We start from the raw sequence: 14,914 nt of genomic DNA on the forward strand, positions 1-14,914 counted from the left end.
GCGCAACTGGCTCGAACGCCATGATCCCCGAACTATCCGTCAGCGATTGGCGGGCGAGCCGGGACTTCTACTGCGACCTCATCGGCTTTTCGGTTCGTTACGACCGGCCGGAGGAAGGCTTTGCATTTCTTACGCTCGGCGAGGCGCAATTGATGATCGACCAGATCGGCATCGGCCGGGATTTCGACATGCCCGGCGCGCCAAGAGAGCGCCCCTTCGGGCGCGGTGTCAATCTGCAGATCAGGGTTTCCGCACTGGAACCGATCCTCGCAAGGCTTCAGCTTGCGGGCATTCCTCTATATCTGGAGCCCGAGGAGAAATGGTATCGGCGAGACGACTTGGAGGTCGGCAATCGACAGTTCATCGTCGCCGATCCGGACGGCTATCTGCTGCGGCTTTTCGAGGATCTGGGCGAAAGATGACGGGAAGGCTAAGCAAGCCCGCCAGGCTCAATCCTCCACAGGCCTGAAAAGCCATTTCCGCTCGATCGCAGCGGTGAGATCCAGGCGGTTGTCATGCGCGAAAAGCAGGATGTGCCCGAAAAGATCGGCGGTCTCGTCGGCGAGATCGCGGCGGAGTTCTTCATCGCTCCTCCCCTTCTTCCGTCCTCGACCCGTCGCCCGGTTCCACGCCTGGGTCAATTCTCCCACTTCTTCCTGCAGCTTCAGCAGAAACCAATCCGGGTCGCGCGTGATGCCGTTGGCCTCGGCATAATCTGCGGAGGCCACCTCGAACTGCGCGCTCAATCTTTCCAGCATGAAGTTCCCTCTTTGTTCATGAGGACAACACACCGATTCTCGAAAGCTGTCGAGCGTCACGGGACGGTTCATCATCAAATTGCCCGCTTTTCTCATCTGCAAGCTTGACATAGCCACCCGGCTTTCCGCAGCTATGGCGTGCAAGATGCCAGCCTAGAGTCCTTCACCCGTGCCATTTGAAAACACGCTTTCCGCATTCCTGGGAACGGTCCTTCCCGGCCATGCGCCCGGTCAGATCGCCTTTCTCCTGGTTTCCGCGGTCGTCGCGGGGCTGGCGCGCGGCTTTTCCGGGTTCGGCGGGGCGCTGATCTTCGTGCCGCTTGCGGGTGCCGCGACAAGCCCGCAGATCGCCTCCGCCCTGCTGCTCATCATCGACGGCGTGATGACGCTCGGCATGGTGCCAGCCGGCTGGCGCCAGGCAAACCGGCGGGAAGTGGCAACAATGCTGATCGGCGCGACGGTAGGGGTTCCGCTCGGCACGACAGTGCTTGCTCTTGCTCCTCCGATCATGCTGCGCTGGATCATCTCAGGCGTCGTTCTCGCCCTGCTCGCCTTCCTGATTTCGGGCTGGCGCTATCACGGACGGCCGAAGACGGTACTGACGATCGGCGTCGGCAGTATTGCAGGCCTATTCGGGGGCGCGGCACAGATGTCCGGACCGCCGGTCGTCGCCTATTGGCTCGGCGGCGCCATTCCGGCCGCGACGGTGCGCGCCAATCTGATCCTCTATTTCGCGCTGGCGACCTGCATCTCGATCTCCGCCTATCTCTTCGGCGGCCTGCTGACGCGGGAAGTCCTGCTGCTCGCCGTGCTGACCGGCCCCGCTTACGGGCTCGGTCTCTATACCGGCTCGCGGCTCTTCGGCCTCGCGGACGAGGCGACCTTCCGCAGGGCCTGCTTCTTTCTCATCGCTTCGGCCGCCCTGATCGGCCTTCCCCTATTCGACGGCTGGCGCTGATTTTTCGGGAACCTTAGTCAAGGTTTAAGACAGTCGGACGTAGGTTCCCCTGTCTTGAAGAATACGGGCGTGACCGCAGCAGGGCACATGATCGACAGGGTGCATGCCATTTGGCGTCGTGACGTCAAGCGCCGGCTGATTGCCGGCGGGCTCGACGTCGCCGCACTTCTCGCCCGGGCCGGCGTGCTCAACCAGGCGCGCGGCAACGGCGCGATCTTTACGCTTCACCACGTCCGTCCTCACAGGCCGCGCCCGCTCGAGCCGAGCATGCATCTGGAGGTGACGCCCGAATTCCTCGAAGCGGCGATCGTCCGGCTGGCCAGGGAGGGCTATGAATTCGTTCCTCTCTCCGAGATACCGTCGCGGCTGCGCTCGCCCGGACAACGCCGCTTCGCCGCCTTCACCCTCGACGACGGCTATCGCAACAATGCCGAGCACGCGCTTCCGGTCTTTGCCCGGCACAAGGTGCCCTTCACCGTATTCGCGACACGCGGCTTTGCCGAACGCACCCATTCGCTCTGGTGGGAAACGCTTGCCGAACTCCTCGGCCGTCTCGATGAGGTAAGCTTCGATTTCGGCGATGGTTTCGAAAGGCTCGACCTTTCGACCGAGGCGCGCAAGTTCGACGCCTTCGACCGCTTCTCTCATCATATTGCCGGAAGGGACGAGGCGGCAGCCGTCGCGGAACTCGACCAGCTTGCCCGGAGCCATGGGGTCGATCCGCTCGGCATCACGGCAGAACTCGTCATGGACGGCGAAGAATTGCGCAGGCTTGCGGCCCATCCCCTCGCCTCGCTCGGCGCGCACACGATCAGCCACCGCGCCATCAGCCGGCTTTCCGCGGAGGAAGCCGCGCGGGAAATGCGGCAATCGGCCGACTGGCTGGAAGAGCTGACCGGCGAGCGCCCCCGGACATTTGCCTTTCCCTACGGCACGCGGGAAGCGGTCTTGGCCCGCGACGAGGCGATCGCCCGCGAACTCGGATTTTCAATCGCGGTGACGACGCGGCCCGGCACACTGGACGGCAAGAATGCCGATCGCCTGACCGGCCTGCCCAGGATATCCCTCAACGGCTATTACCAGCAGCCCCGCCACGTCTCTGCGCTCGCCTCGGGGATACCGTTTGCGATCGGCGGCCGCTGACACCCGTTATCCACAGGAAATCAGGGATACATCCGCACCTTTTCCCAAGGACCATCCGGATGGGACCGGCGGAACTCGATACGGTCGTGGAGGCGGAACGAACGGTCGTGCCAGAACTCGATGGAGACCGGCTTGATGCGAAAGCCCGACCAATGGGGCGGACGCGGAATATCGCCTATGGCATAGCGGGCGGTATATTCCGCCACCGCCTTCTCCAGCGCGAAACGGCCCTCCAGCGGGCGGGACTGTTTCGAGGCCCAGGCGCCGATGCGGCTTCCGCGCGGCCGGGAGCGATAATAGGCATCGGCCTCCTCGTCGCCGACGACCTCGACCTCTCCCCTGAGACGTACCTGCCTTCGCAGCGATTTCCAGTGGAAGCACATCGCCGCCTTTTTTTGACCCAGGATTTCGCGTCCCTTCTGACTTTCGAAATTCGTGTAGAAGACGAAACCGTTCTCGTCATAGCCCTTGAGCAGCACCATGCGTACATTGGGCAGGCCATTTTCATCCACCGTCGCCAGCGCCACCGCGTTGGGATCGTTGATCTCGGAGGCCTCGGCCTCCTTCAGCCAGGCGCCGAACAAGGCGAAGGGTTCAGTCTCCTCGGTGAAGTCACCGGATGTTAACCCGCTCTCGGACATATTGACTTAAATGCTCCTAATCTGATCATTGCCCGTGACTCGTTGCCGGACAGGGACACCAGAAGACGTGATAGCAAAGTCGAAGAGCCGCAAAAAGGGGTCGCTCCCGTTCTGCCTCAGGGCGCTAGCGATGGCCGCGGTAGGCTTCTCCCTTGCCGGCTGCACCAGCAGCATGGACCTTTTCGGCGGCGTCAAGCGGGTGGATCGTTCGATCGCGACCGGAACCGTTCCGGTGCCGGCAAGTTCCGGCGTCACCCTTTCCGACGAGACGACCGTCCGCAATGCCGTGACCTCCGCCGATCTCGCGAGACTCGGCTCCAGCTCGGTTCCCTGGGCCAACACCGCAACCGGCAGCGCCGGCGTGGTCTCCTCCATCCGCGAGGCCCGCAATGACGGCCACGTCTGCCGCTACTTCACCACCACGCGCCATTCCTACGAAGGCATTGCCCGGTTCAACGGACAGGCCTGCCTCACGGGCACCGGCGACTGGCTGCTGACGGCCTTCGATCGGCTGTAACAATTTATTTACCCTGTCTGCGATTGGCCGCCGGCTGCAAAGCCGACGTAACACCTGATTCACGAGTGCGTTGATAGCCTCCGGAAAGCAGGCAGCGCGTCCCGAATACGAGGCGGGGCGAGGACTGCGCGAGTAATTGAGTATCGGGGTTCGGGTTTCCTGCGCGGGCCCGCCGCCCGGAGCGACCGGTGAAGAAGATGCGCGATCCCTATTCCGTACTCGGCGTGAAACAGACCGCCGACGCAGACGAGATCAAGGCCGCCTGGAGAGCAAAGGCGAAATCGGCCCATCCCGACCGCAACCGGGACGACCCTTCCGCCACGACGCGTTTCGCGGAGCTCGGCCAGGCCTATGAGGTGCTGAAGGACCCGGAGCGGCGGCAGCGCTACGACCGGGTCGCCGAGATGCAGCAGACGATCATGCAGCAGCGCGAAGCCACCCGCCAGGCGGCCGAGCGCGCCAAGGCCGCCCGCGCCAATGCCGAAAAGGTGATGGAGGAATTGGCCAAGGCCGACGCTCGCCGCGCTCAGACGCAAGGTCAGACCCAAAATCAAACCCAGGGCCAAGCGGGCGGCAGCGCCGAATCGGCCGAGGAGATGATCGAGCGGATCTTCGGCTCCGCCTATGCCGGCAAGACGGAAGACCAGGGCAAGCCGCAACCGCAGGGTCACTCGGCGAGCGGCCCGGCTGCGGACGAGCCGTTCGAGACCACCAATTTTTCCGTTCCGGAAACCGGCCCGCGGACGGATGCCGAGCAGAAAACCCCGGCGGTCCTGCAGGCCGTCGATCTCATCGCCTCGCTGGTCCGCCGCATTCGCGGCACGGTACCCGCGCTGGAAAAGGCGCCCGACCTCACCGCCGAGGCGACCGTCACGATCGACGATCTTCTGAAGCAGAACTGGGCGGTCGTGCAGCTTCCCGACGAGCGCGAGGTGCGCTTCCCGCTCGAAGCGGGCATGACGGCGGGGCACGTGCTGCGCCTGAAAGGCCAGGGGCTGAAGCTTCCAAACATGCAGCGCGGCGATCTGGTCGTCACGCTGAAGATCGCGCCGGAAAAGGATTTCCGCGTCGAGGGCTTCGATATCCACACGATCATGCCGATCTCGCTGGAGGACGCGGTCCTCGGCGCGGAGGCGGAGCTTGCCACCCCGGAAGGCACACGGACGATAGCCGTACCGGCCTGGTCGGGCTCCGATCGCTCGGTAAGGCTCGAAGGGCTCGGCCTGCCGAATGATTCGGACGGCCGCGGCGATCTCGTCGTGGAACTCAGGGTGCTGCTCTGGGATCAACCTAACGACAAGGTGACCGACCTCATGCGCCACATGCGCGAAGGTCTCTATATCTGAGCTCCGCGCCACCCCCCTTTGTTTTCAGGGGCTCGGCGCTGGCATCCCCGTTGCGCACCCTTTGTTACCACAGCTTACACGAGATGATCTGCGCACGCTTGAACCGATTAGCTGCCTATGCCATAGGCAGCTTTCGAATTGAGCATAGCTCTTCACGAGTTTCAGGGGACTTAGCATGGTTCAGGCTTCCGGCCTCATGGCAGGCAAACGCGGCATCATCATGGGGGTTGCGAACAACCGCTCCATCGCGTGGGGGATAGCGAAGGCCATCCATGCACAGGGCGGCGAGATCGCCTTCACCTATCAGGGCGACGCACTCAAGAAGCGCGTCGAACCGCTCGCAGCCGAACTCGGCGCGATTCTTGCCGGGCATTGCGATGTCGGCGACGAGGCCTCGATCGACGCCGTTTTCGAGAACATCGAAAAGCAGTGGGGCAAGATCGACTTCCTCGTGCATGCGATCGGCTTCTCGGACAAGGACGAACTGACCGGCCGCTATGTCGACACTTCGCCGGAAAACTTCGCCAAGACGATGCAGATCTCGGTCTATTCCTTCACGTCGGTCGCCCGCCGTGCGGAGAAGCTGATGACCGATGGCGGTTCGCTGCTGACGCTGACCTATTACGGCGCGGAAAAGGTGATGCCGAACTACAACGTCATGGGCGTGGCCAAGGCCGCTCTGGAAGCGAGCGTCAAGTATCTCGCAGTCGACCTCGGCCCGAAGAACATCCGCGTCAACGCGATCTCCGCCGGCCCGATCAAGACGCTTGCCGCATCCGGCATCGGCGATTTCCGCTATATTCTCAAGTGGAACGAGTACAACGCGCCGCTGCGCCGCACCGTCACCATCGAGGAAGTCGGCGATGTCGGCCTGTACATGCTGTCCGACCTCTCGCGCTCGGTGACCGGCGAGACGCACCATGCCGATAGCGGCTATCACGTCGTCGGCATGAAGGCGGTCGACGCGCCGGACATCTCGGTCATCAAAGACTGATCGAAACCAGGGAAGTCCGCCGTGCTCATCTACATGATCCGCCACGGCCAGACGGACTGGAATGCCGAAGGCCGGCTTCAGGGCCAGAGAGACATCGGGCTCAATGAGACCGGCCGGAGCCAGGCGACGCGCAACGGCGAAATGCTCGGCGAAATCATCGGAAAGGGCGAGGGCTTCGACTATGTCGCAAGCCCTCTTTCGCGTACCCGCGAAACCATGGAGCGCCTGCGCGCCGCCATGGGCATAGAGCCCCTCGCCTACCGGACCGACGAGCGGCTGGTCGAACTCTCCTTCGGAGATTGGGAAGGCCACACGCTCGAGGAAGTCAGCCATATCGCACCGGACCGGCTGCTCGCCCGCGCCGCCCAGAAATGGAGCTTCATCCCTCCCGGCGAAGCGGCCGAAAGCTATGAAATCCTCTCATGGCGGGTGGGCGCCTGGGTGCGCTCGGTCGAGGCTCCGACCGTCTGCGTCAGCCATGGCGGGGTCATCCGGTCGCTCTTCCGGCTGATCGCCGATCTTTCGGAGAACGAGGCGGCCACCATGCCGGTACCGCAGGACCGGATACTCAGGATCGATACCGGAGCCGGCCGCATAGAATGGCTATAGCTATTCCATGACCTGAAGGTCATCCACGACCCGGCTGCCGTTCTCGACGGTGTAGAAGACCAGCACCTTCACGCCGGATTTCAGCCCTTCGAAGTTGAACTCCTCGGGCACCTTATAGGTCTTGCCGTCATCGAGCGTCAGGCTCAGGGAATTGACATCCACCGACTTGATCGTCGCTTCGACATCGGCACTCTGCGCAAAAACCGAGAGCGGCGACAAGATGCTTGCGGTGACAAGCAGGGTGGCGATCAGGATGCGCATGGTCGAAGCCTTCAACGGAATGAGTGCTGTATCTTTTCGGAGCAAAGAATAGTCCTTCGATTGTGGCGAAATTCGCCCATGACCATGACATTTTCATTGCAAGTAATGATCTGAATCTTAACACTTTTCAAGAATTGACCGAATGCGGTTGCATGTTCTTGCAGCCACTAAACCAGAAGAACAGTCCGGCCCAAGAAATAGCCTGCGACAATGCGCATGGACGCTCAATCGGAAATTAACGCCGCCTGTATACCGTCCCGCCAACAACACAATAACGAATGAAAAAGGGTGCTGCGGTTTTGAAGGTCCGGCTCTCGCCTCTTGGGAAAATCCACCATGCTGCCCGCGGCATCCGCACATCCGCCGCCGCGGCGATGCTGCTCATCCTCGGCGTCATTCTGACGGGCGTCGTGCTCGATCGCCAACATACCGAAAGCTACCGCCAGGAATTGCGCGGCAGGACGGAAAAAGCCGCGACATTCCTTTCCGGGCGGCTTGCCGCGCGGCTGGACAAGGATGTCTGGCTCGCAAAACACCTGGCGCAGGCCTTTACCGGCGAGGCGGGAGGATCGGCTTCACGCTTCCGCCATGTCGCCGAAGAGGAGATTGCCGGAACGCCGCATTTCCTCGCGATTGCCCTTGCTCCAAATTCAGAACTCGCAGACGTATTCACCCGCCAGTCGCTCGGCCTGGACGCGCATGATCTCGAGGTCGACGCCGGCCTGCTGGGAGAACAGGTGAATTCCGTCCGGCAAGACGGCCCCGCCAAGCTCCTGAGCGACGCGCGGAACGGCCATCTCACGTTGGTTCTGCCGTTCGGCGAGCCCGCGGCCGGCACAACCGGCCACGGGTCCATCGCCGTCGCCATCGACCAGGCCGGACTGATGGAGGCAAGCGGCATCAGCTTCGCGCCGACAGGTTCGGGTTCCGGCGCTCTCGCCGATCTTTCCTGGATGGACGTCGCCATCCGCGACATGGGCCGCGAAGGCGGACCGGTGATCTTCGGCGACGCCTCCATTCCAGCCCCGCGGGCCTGGCCGCTCGCGGTCAATGGCGCCACCTGGGAAATTCTTGCCGCGCCCAAGGCCGGCTGGAATGCCGTCCCGCCGGATCAGACGATTATCCGCCTTTCGATCGCCCTTGCAGCACTCGGCATGATCGTGCCGATCATCGTCGCCAGCTTGCTGATCGACGAGCGCAATCGCAACATCGCGGCCCTGAAGGCCAGGGAGGCCAACCTGCTGCAGCTTTCGCAGCGTTTCCATCTCGCCATGGAATCCTCCAATATCGGCATATGGGAAGTGACGGACGACCACCGCCTCTACTGGGACGAGCGCGCAGCCGCGCTGCACGGCCGGCAAGCGGAGGCGAGAGGAAGCCGTCTGGAGGACTGGCTGGCCTCGATTTTTCCGGAGGACAGGGCGGCGGCGGAAGCGCATTTCTTCATCGCCACCTGCTCCATGAGCCCGTGCAGCGACATCTACCGCGTGCGGCTCGAAGACGGGGCGCTGCGTTACCTGCGCTCCGCCGGCGCAAGCTACCTCAATGCCGACGGCAGCCGGCGCACCACCGGCATCGTCTGGGACATCACGGCCGACATGGTGATGACGGAGACGCTGCGCGCCGCCAAGGAAACGAGCGACATCAAGAACGCCGAGCTCGAACTGGCGCTCGACGAACTCTCCAATCGCGAACAGGAGCTGGAGGAACTTTCCACCAAGCTCGATCTGGCGCTCGAGGCATCCAATTGCGGTATCTGGGAAAGCGATCCGGCAACCCATTTCGAGACCTGGGATGCGCGCATGTGCCAGTTGCACGGCATCCCCTTCACCGACGGGCGGATCACCGCGGATCGGTGGATCGAATTGCTGCACCCGGACGATCGAGCGCTGGCGCACAACTCGTCCTTCCATTTCCGGGAGGAGTTCCGCTCCGAGATGCTGGTGGCCCGCGTGCTGCTGCCGGACGGCAGCGTCCGCTACATCCGCTCCATCGGCAAGCTGCGCACCGGCCGCGACGGCACCCAGAAGGTCATCGGCATCGCCTTCGACGTGACCGCCGATGCCGTGCTCGCAGAGGAATTGAGGGCCGCGAAGGAAGAGGCGGACGCCAAGAACGCCGAGCTGGAACTCGCAAAGAGCCGCATCGAACACAACGCGCTGCATGACCCGCTGACCGAGCTTGCCAACCGCCGGAAGCTTGATCTCGAACTCGACCGGCTTTCCCGCGCCAGCCAAGGCGAGCGGCAAAAGTTCTCGATCCTTCATCTGGACCTCGACCGCTTCAAGCAGATCAACGACACGCTGGGCCATGCGGCGGGTGACGCCATGCTCGTGCATGCGGCGCGAGTTCTATCGCGCAATGTCGGCAGCGGCGATCTGGTCGCCCGCATCGGCGGAGACGAGTTCGTGATCTTTGTGAACGGCAATTGCAGCGCCGAGCAGATGGCCGATCTTGCCGCCGGCATTATCACGGAGCTGCGCCAGCCCATCGATTTCGAGGGTTTTTCCTGCCGCGGCGGCGTCTCGATAGGTATTGCCCAGGCCAGCGGCTTCAACCTAGATGCACGCAGGACGCTGGTGAATGCCGATATCGCGCTCTATCGCGCGAAAGGCATGGGCCGCAATCGCTATGAGTTCTTCACGCAGAACCTGCAGGCGGAAATCATCAGCCATAAGCGCACCGCCGACGAGGTGCTGGCAGGCATCGACAACCATGAATTCGTCACCTGGTACCAGCCGCAATTCGATGCTCGCTCCAACGAGCTGACCGGTGTCGAGGCGCTGGTACGCTGGAACCATCCGCATCATGGCATTCTGGCGCCCGATCGCTTCCTCAAGATCGCCGAGGATCTCAATGTCGCCGCCACGCTCGACCAGATCGTGCTGGAGACGGTGTTGAAGGACCGCATGCGCTGGGCCGCGCTCGGCATCCGAATACCGAAGGTTTCCGTCAACGTCTCTTCCAGGCGCCTGCATGACGAGGGCCTGATCGACAGCTTGAAAGGGCTCGCCATCACGCCCGGCCAGGTATCCTTCGAACTGGTGGAATCCATCTTCCTGGACGAGAGCGAGGCTGCCGCGGCCAGCAATCTGGAAAGGATCAAGGCGCTCGGCATCGATATCGAGATCGACGACTTCGGCACTGGCCACACGTCCATCGTGAGCCTGCTCAAGCTGAAGCCGAAGCGGCTGAAGATCGACCGCCAACTCGTCATGCCGATCCTCACCTCGCCGCAGGAGCGGGCGCTGGTGCGCTCCATCATCGATATCGCCCGCTCGCTTGGCGTCGAGACGGTGGCGGAAGGGGTGGAGACCATGCAGCACGCAAGCCTGCTGCGCGAACTCGGTTGCGACCTCCTGCAGGGTTACGCCTTCTCCCGGCCGCTCTCCTTCGACGATTTCACCCGCTCGGCGCTTGCGGGCTGGCGGAAGGCCGCGGCTTAAGAGGTGGCCGGCCGGCGCTGCTTGCGCATGCCGCCAAGAAAGGCTTGTCCCTTCCGCCGTTTTTCCACTATGACAGGGCCGCTTTCAGGAATGGAGCAGCCATTCCCCCACGGTTCCGGTCGCCACCATGTCGCACAACACCTTCGGTCATCTTTTCCGCGTCACCACCTGGGGCGAAAGCCACGGGCCGGCGCTCGGCTGCGTCATCGACGGCTGCCCGCCCGGCATCCGCTTCACGCTCGCCGAAATCCAGGCCTGGATGGACAAGCGCAAGCCCGGCCAGTCGCGTTTCGTGACCCAGCGGCGCGAGGAAGACCTCGTGAAGGTGCTTTCCGGCGTGATGCCGGACGAGGATGGCGAGACGCTGGTGACCACCGGCACGCCCATCTCCATGCTGATCGAGAACACCGACCAGCGTTCCAAGGATTACGGCGAGATTGCCCGGAGCTACCGCCCCGGACACGCCGATTTCACCTATGACCTGAAATACGGCATCCGCGACTATCGCGGCGGCGGCCGCTCCTCCGCCCGTGAGACGGCGGCGCGTGTCGCTGCAGGCGCGCTCGCCCGCAAGGTCGTGCCCGGCGTCACCGTCCGCGCCGCGCTGGTGCAGATCGGCAAGCACAGGATCAACCGGGCGAACTGGGACTGGAACCAGATCGACCAGAACCCTTTCTTCTCGCCCGATGCCGAGATCGTGCCGGTCTGGGAAGAATATCTCGACGGCATCCGCAAGGCGGGCTCGTCGATCGGCGCGGTCGTGGAAGTGGTCGCCGAAGGCGTTCCGGCCGGGCTCGGCGCGCCGATCTACGGCAAGCTCGATCAGGATATCGCAAGCCTTCTGATGTCCATCAACGCCGTCAAGGGCGTCGAGATCGGTGAAGGCTTTGCCTCCGCCGAGCTTTCCGGCGAGGAAAACGCCGACGAGATGCGCATGGGCAACGACGGACAGCCGATTTTCCTTTCCAATCACGCAGGCGGCATTCTCGGCGGCATCTCCACCGGACAGCCGGTGGTCGCCCGCTTCGCCATCAAGCCCACTTCCTCCATTCTCGCCGAGCGGCGCTCGATCGACGCGGACGGCAACAATGTCGATATCCGCACCAAGGGCCGCCACGACCCTTGCGTCGGCATAAGAGCGGTTCCTGTCGGCGAGGCGATGGTCGCCTGCGCGATTGCCGACCATTATCTTCGCGACCGCGCCCAGACCGGCCGATTGAAGTAAGGAATTCCCCATGGCTTATGACCAGAAGCGTGTCGTCGATGCCATCCGCGCCTTCGAAGCCGGCGAGATCGTCGTCGTGACCGACGACGACGATCGCGAGAACGAAGGCGACCTGATCGTCGCTGCCGTCCATTGTACGGCCGAGAAAATGGCCTTCATCGTGCGCCATACATCCGGCATCGTCTGCGCGCCCATGCCGCGCGAGGAGGCCAAGCGCCTGAACCTCAACGCCATGGTGGCGGAAAACGACAGCGCGCATACCACCGCCTTCACCGTCACGGTCGATTTCAAGCACGGCACGACCACCGGCATTTCCGCCGATGACCGGACGCTGACCGTGCGCAATCTCGCCAATCCCAATGCGGGAGCTGCCGATTTCGTGCGCCCCGGCCATATCTTCCCGCTCATCTCCCGCGAAGGCGGCGTCTTGATGCGCTCAGGCCACACGGAAGCGGCGGTCGACCTCTGCAAGCTCGCCGGCCTGCCGCTGGTGGGCGTGATCAGCGAACTGGTCAATGACGACGGAAGCGTCATGCGCGGCCAGCAGGTCGCCGCTTTCGCTCAGGCCCACGGCTTGAAACAGGTTTCGGTCGCAGACCTCATCGCCTACCGCCAGCGCAAGGAAACGCTGATCGAGCTGCAATCGCAATTCGGTGTGGATACTGCCTTCGGCAAGGCCAAGGCGCATGCCTATTCCCTGCCCTGGGACCCCATGCAGCATGTGGCGGTCATCTTCGGCGACATCCGGGACGGCGTCGATATTCCCGTTCGCCTGCATCTCGAGAATGTCGCGGATGACGTCTTCGGCGCCGAGCGGCCCATCAACCGCTACATGGAAAAGATCGCCGAGGAAGGGCGCGGGGTCATCATCTACCTTCGCGAGGGCTCCGTCGGCGTCGGCCAGATGGACCATGGCCGCAAGCTTCGCCATAGCGACAAGGAAGAGCACGAGCAGGCCAAGGCGCGCGAGAGCGAGTGGCTGGAAATCGGCCTCGGCGCGCAGATCCTGAAAGATCTCGGCGTCACCTCGATCAAGCTGCTCAGCCGCAGCGAGCGGCACTATGTCGGCCTGGAAGGCTTCGGCATCAAGATTGCCGAGACGGTGATCTGCTGAACCACTAGTTGCATTCGGCTCCGGCCACGTTAGATTGCTTCTGCTTGAGGGGAAGCAATTTTTCGTGTACGAATAATATGAAATTCGTTTGGGATGAGCTGAAACGGCTGGCGAACATTGAGAAGCATGGCCTCGACTTCGCTGAGGTGCACGCCTTTCAGTGGGAAACGGCGGTCATGGAGGCCGGTCATTCAGGCCGGATCAAAGCCATAGGCTATTTCGAAGACGGCACCGCAGTCGTCGTTTTCGCGACGCTTGGTACCGAAGCGATTTCGATTATCAGCTTTCGTCCCGCCAATACCAAAGAGAAGAGGCTGCTCCAATGGCCACGAAGTACCGAACATTGAAGGAATTTCAGCCCGGCCGCGGCTATACCAAGGAAGATTGGGATGCTGTGGACAGCCCTCCGCTAACGGACGAGGAGTTGGCGAGCATGCGCCCCGCGCGCGAGGTTTTACCCGCCGAGGTATTTCGTGCGCTCGAGGAAGCGAGCCGCCGTGCCCGTGGCCGTCCCAAGATCGACGCGCCAAAGGTAGCGGTGACGCTTCGGCTCGAACCCGAAGTGCTGGAAAAGTTCAAGGCCAAGGGCAAGGACTGGCGAAACGCCATGGCCGAGGAGCTAAAGAAGGCTTCTCGACGCTAGTCTGGGCGCCAGCCGTCCAGGAAGCTCACCTTCTCCACGCTCGCAAACCGGGCGACGCGCAACAGCTCCGCCTCCAGCTTTTCCAGCCGACCGGTCGATGGCCGGACGCCCTTTTCGAGCCATAGACGTTTGACGTCCAGCGTGCCCGACTTGCGATCCGCCTTCATGTCGATACGGCCGATCATCCGGTCACCCTCGATCAGCGGAAAGACGTAGTAGCCGTATTCCCGCTTGGGTTCCGGCACGAAGACCTCGATGCGATAGAAGAAGCCGAACAGCCGTTCGGCGCGATCGCGGTCGCGCAGCAGCGGATCGAAAGGACTGAGAACCCGCACACGTGCCGGCGGCTCGGGAATATCGCCGAGGTTTTCCGGAAAGCCGGTAAAGGCAAAGGAGGGTCTTGGTTTGCCGCCATTGACCGGCTCGACCAGCACCTCATCCAACTCGTCGCGATGGGCGTGCACCCAATCCTTCGCCTCCTGGGGTGTCACGAGGTCCCAGAAGGCCGCGATCTCGCCGGATGTGGCAAAGCCCAGCCTCTTCAAGGCGCTGCGGCAGGCCCAATCGATGAACTCCTGATGGCTCACCTCGGGCTCGTAATGGCGCGCCGGAATCACCCGCTCGGTCAGATCGTAGATTTTCTGGAAGTTCACCCGGCCGGCGATCGCCAGCTTGCCGATGTGCCAGTAATATTCGAGCGCCGTCTTGTTCGGATGCCAGTTCCACCAGCCGCCTGACTTGTGATTTTCCACCTTCATGTCGCGCGACATGATCGCGCCGCCTTCGGCAATGTGCCGGTAGGTATCCTCGAAGGCGGAGTTGAAATCCTCGCCCTGCCATTTTTTCCAGCGTTCGGCGATGATCGGCTCGCGACGGCGGAAACGGTGCTTCCAATAGCGGAAGAAGGCGGACGGCAGGATGGAGGCATCATGCGTCCAGTGCTCGAAAAGCTCGCGATCCTTTTCCAGAAGCGTCTTCAGATGCTCCCGCCGGTAGGTCTGGTTGCGGGAAAACAAGATCATATGGTGGGCGCGCTCCACCGTGGCGATGCTATCCACCTGCACGAAGCCGATCTCGTGGATGAGGTTCAGAAGCCCCGCTTTATCGAGAGCGCGGCCGGGCGGCTGGGAAAGTCCCTGCCGCTCCAGAAAGATTCGTCTTGCCTGAGAATTGGGTATGAGAATCGCCATGACCGCCAGAGTAGAATGCCCTGGCGCATGTTTCAATGTTCACGTTCAGTTCCGCATTCCCCTATCTCC

General features: G+C 62.7%; 16 protein-coding genes. 12 read left to right on the top strand and 4 right to left on the bottom strand.

Annotation, left to right across the window (positions count from 1 at the left end):
- Positions 1-20: 20 nt before the first annotated feature.
- Positions 21-422 carry a VOC family protein gene (locus tag YH62_RS19730; RefSeq protein WP_046795950.1) on the top strand — a complete coding sequence of 134 codons (402 nt, stop codon included), beginning with the start codon at positions 21-23 and terminating at the stop codon, positions 420-422.
- A gap of 27 nt (positions 423-449) precedes the next feature.
- Here the strand turns inward: YH62_RS19730 and YH62_RS19735 are convergent, their stop codons facing one another.
- Entirely contained in the window at positions 450-758 is a 309-nt protein-coding gene (locus YH62_RS19735) for a pyrophosphatase (RefSeq protein ID WP_046795951.1), read from the bottom strand.
- A 199-nt stretch (positions 759-957) separates the two neighbouring features.
- On the opposite strand from YH62_RS19735, the gene YH62_RS19740 reads away from it, so the two are divergent.
- Positions 958-1,716 carry a sulfite exporter TauE/SafE family protein gene (locus YH62_RS19740; protein WP_046796080.1) on the top strand — a complete coding sequence of 253 codons (759 nt, stop codon included), beginning with the start codon at positions 958-960 and terminating at the stop codon, positions 1,714-1,716.
- Positions 1,717-1,815: 99 nt separating this feature from the next.
- Positions 1,816-2,859, top strand: a complete 1,044-nt coding sequence (locus tag YH62_RS19745) for a polysaccharide deacetylase family protein (protein WP_137326672.1) — start codon at positions 1,816-1,818, stop codon at positions 2,857-2,859.
- Between the two features lie 20 nt (positions 2,860-2,879).
- Here YH62_RS19745 and pdxH read toward each other — a convergent pair whose 3' ends face one another.
- Complete coding sequence (pdxH, locus tag YH62_RS19750) at positions 2,880-3,500, bottom strand: pyridoxamine 5'-phosphate oxidase (RefSeq protein WP_046795953.1); 621 nt, start codon at positions 3,498-3,500, stop codon at positions 2,880-2,882.
- 172 nt (positions 3,501-3,672) lie between these two features.
- Here pdxH and YH62_RS19755 point away from each other — a divergent pair, with 172 nt between their 5' ends.
- The 4 genes from YH62_RS19755 (at position 3,673) to YH62_RS19770 (ending at position 6,966) form a co-directional block, all read left to right on the top strand.
- Positions 3,673-4,017, top strand: a complete 345-nt coding sequence (locus YH62_RS19755) for an RT0821/Lpp0805 family surface protein (protein WP_245282143.1) — start codon at positions 3,673-3,675, stop codon at positions 4,015-4,017.
- 197 nt (positions 4,018-4,214) lie between these two features.
- On the top strand, positions 4,215-5,363 hold the full coding sequence (locus YH62_RS19760; RefSeq protein ID WP_046796081.1) for a DnaJ C-terminal domain-containing protein: 1,149 nt from the start codon (positions 4,215-4,217) through the stop codon (positions 5,361-5,363).
- 175 nt (positions 5,364-5,538) lie between these two features.
- Complete coding sequence (fabI, locus tag YH62_RS19765) at positions 5,539-6,357, top strand: enoyl-ACP reductase FabI (protein ID WP_046795955.1); 819 nt, start codon at positions 5,539-5,541, stop codon at positions 6,355-6,357.
- 21 nt (positions 6,358-6,378) lie between these two features.
- Positions 6,379-6,966, top strand: a complete 588-nt coding sequence (locus YH62_RS19770; RefSeq protein ID WP_046795956.1) for a histidine phosphatase family protein — start codon at positions 6,379-6,381, stop codon at positions 6,964-6,966.
- Here YH62_RS19770 and YH62_RS19775 read toward each other — a convergent pair whose 3' ends face one another.
- On the bottom strand, positions 6,967-7,227 hold the full coding sequence (locus YH62_RS19775) for a DUF1344 domain-containing protein (RefSeq protein WP_046795957.1): 261 nt from the start codon (positions 7,225-7,227) through the stop codon (positions 6,967-6,969). It lies immediately after the preceding gene.
- Positions 7,228-7,505: 278 nt separating this feature from the next.
- Here YH62_RS19775 and YH62_RS19780 point away from each other — a divergent pair, with 278 nt between their 5' ends.
- The 5 genes from YH62_RS19780 to YH62_RS19800 all read left to right on the top strand — a co-directional run bounded on the left by YH62_RS19780 (position 7,506) and on the right by YH62_RS19800 (position 13,655).
- Complete coding sequence (locus YH62_RS19780; RefSeq protein WP_082118425.1) at positions 7,506-10,673, top strand: EAL domain-containing protein; 3,168 nt, start codon at positions 7,506-7,508, stop codon at positions 10,671-10,673.
- A 127-nt stretch (positions 10,674-10,800) separates the two neighbouring features.
- Positions 10,801-11,898: a chorismate synthase gene (aroC, locus tag YH62_RS19785; protein WP_046795958.1), complete on the top strand. Its 1,098-nt coding sequence runs from the start codon at positions 10,801-10,803 to the stop codon at positions 11,896-11,898.
- A 10-nt stretch (positions 11,899-11,908) separates the two neighbouring features.
- Positions 11,909-13,012: a 3,4-dihydroxy-2-butanone-4-phosphate synthase gene (gene ribB / locus YH62_RS19790; RefSeq protein WP_046795959.1), complete on the top strand. Its 1,104-nt coding sequence runs from the start codon at positions 11,909-11,911 to the stop codon at positions 13,010-13,012.
- Between the two features lie 77 nt (positions 13,013-13,089).
- Positions 13,090-13,359 (top strand): BrnT family toxin, encoded by a 270-nt coding sequence (locus YH62_RS19795; RefSeq protein WP_046795960.1) that lies wholly within the window; start codon positions 13,090-13,092, stop codon positions 13,357-13,359.
- The gene (locus YH62_RS19800) at positions 13,335-13,655 is read left to right on the top strand and encodes a BrnA antitoxin family protein (RefSeq protein ID WP_046795961.1); all 321 of its coding nucleotides are present in this window, start codon (positions 13,335-13,337) and stop codon (positions 13,653-13,655) included. Before YH62_RS19795 ends, YH62_RS19800 begins: the two co-directional genes overlap by 25 nt.
- On the opposite strand, the gene YH62_RS19805 is transcribed toward YH62_RS19800, so the two are convergent.
- Positions 13,652-14,845, bottom strand: coding sequence for a winged helix-turn-helix domain-containing protein (locus YH62_RS19805; RefSeq protein WP_046795962.1), 1,194 nt, complete (start codon positions 14,843-14,845; stop codon positions 13,652-13,654). The two genes, YH62_RS19800 and YH62_RS19805, sit on opposite strands and share 4 nt — an antisense overlap.
- Between the last annotated feature and the right edge of the window lie 69 nt (positions 14,846-14,914).

The organism is Rhizobium sp. LC145 (assembly GCF_001005825.1).
GTDB lineage: Bacteria > Pseudomonadota > Alphaproteobacteria > Rhizobiales > Rhizobiaceae > Neorhizobium.

Excerpts from the sequence above, each read along its gene's own strand:
- YH62_RS19730 (WP_046795950.1), top strand. The coding sequence starts at position 21 with ATGATCCCCGAACTATCCGTCAGCGATTGGCGGGCGAGCCGGGACTTC.
- YH62_RS19735 (WP_046795951.1), bottom strand. The coding sequence starts at position 758 with ATGCTGGAAAGATTGAGCGCGCAGTTCGAGGTGGCCTCCGCAGATTAT.
- pdxH (WP_046795953.1), bottom strand. The coding sequence starts at position 3,500 with ATGTCCGAGAGCGGGTTAACATCCGGTGACTTCACCGAGGAGACTGAA.
- YH62_RS19755 (WP_245282143.1), top strand. The coding sequence starts at position 3,673 with ATGGACCTTTTCGGCGGCGTCAAGCGGGTGGATCGTTCGATCGCGACC.
- YH62_RS19760 (WP_046796081.1), top strand. The coding sequence starts at position 4,215 with ATGCGCGATCCCTATTCCGTACTCGGCGTGAAACAGACCGCCGACGCA.
- fabI (WP_046795955.1), top strand. The coding sequence starts at position 5,539 with ATGGTTCAGGCTTCCGGCCTCATGGCAGGCAAACGCGGCATCATCATG.
- YH62_RS19775 (WP_046795957.1), bottom strand. The coding sequence starts at position 7,227 with ATGCGCATCCTGATCGCCACCCTGCTTGTCACCGCAAGCATCTTGTCG.
- YH62_RS19780 (WP_082118425.1), top strand. The coding sequence starts at position 7,506 with ATGAAAAAGGGTGCTGCGGTTTTGAAGGTCCGGCTCTCGCCTCTTGGG.
- aroC (WP_046795958.1), top strand. The coding sequence starts at position 10,801 with ATGTCGCACAACACCTTCGGTCATCTTTTCCGCGTCACCACCTGGGGC.
- ribB (WP_046795959.1), top strand. The coding sequence starts at position 11,909 with ATGGCTTATGACCAGAAGCGTGTCGTCGATGCCATCCGCGCCTTCGAA.
- YH62_RS19795 (WP_046795960.1), top strand. The coding sequence starts at position 13,090 with ATGAAATTCGTTTGGGATGAGCTGAAACGGCTGGCGAACATTGAGAAG.
- YH62_RS19800 (WP_046795961.1), top strand. The coding sequence starts at position 13,335 with ATGGCCACGAAGTACCGAACATTGAAGGAATTTCAGCCCGGCCGCGGC.
- YH62_RS19805 (WP_046795962.1), bottom strand. The coding sequence starts at position 14,845 with ATGGCGATTCTCATACCCAATTCTCAGGCAAGACGAATCTTTCTGGAG.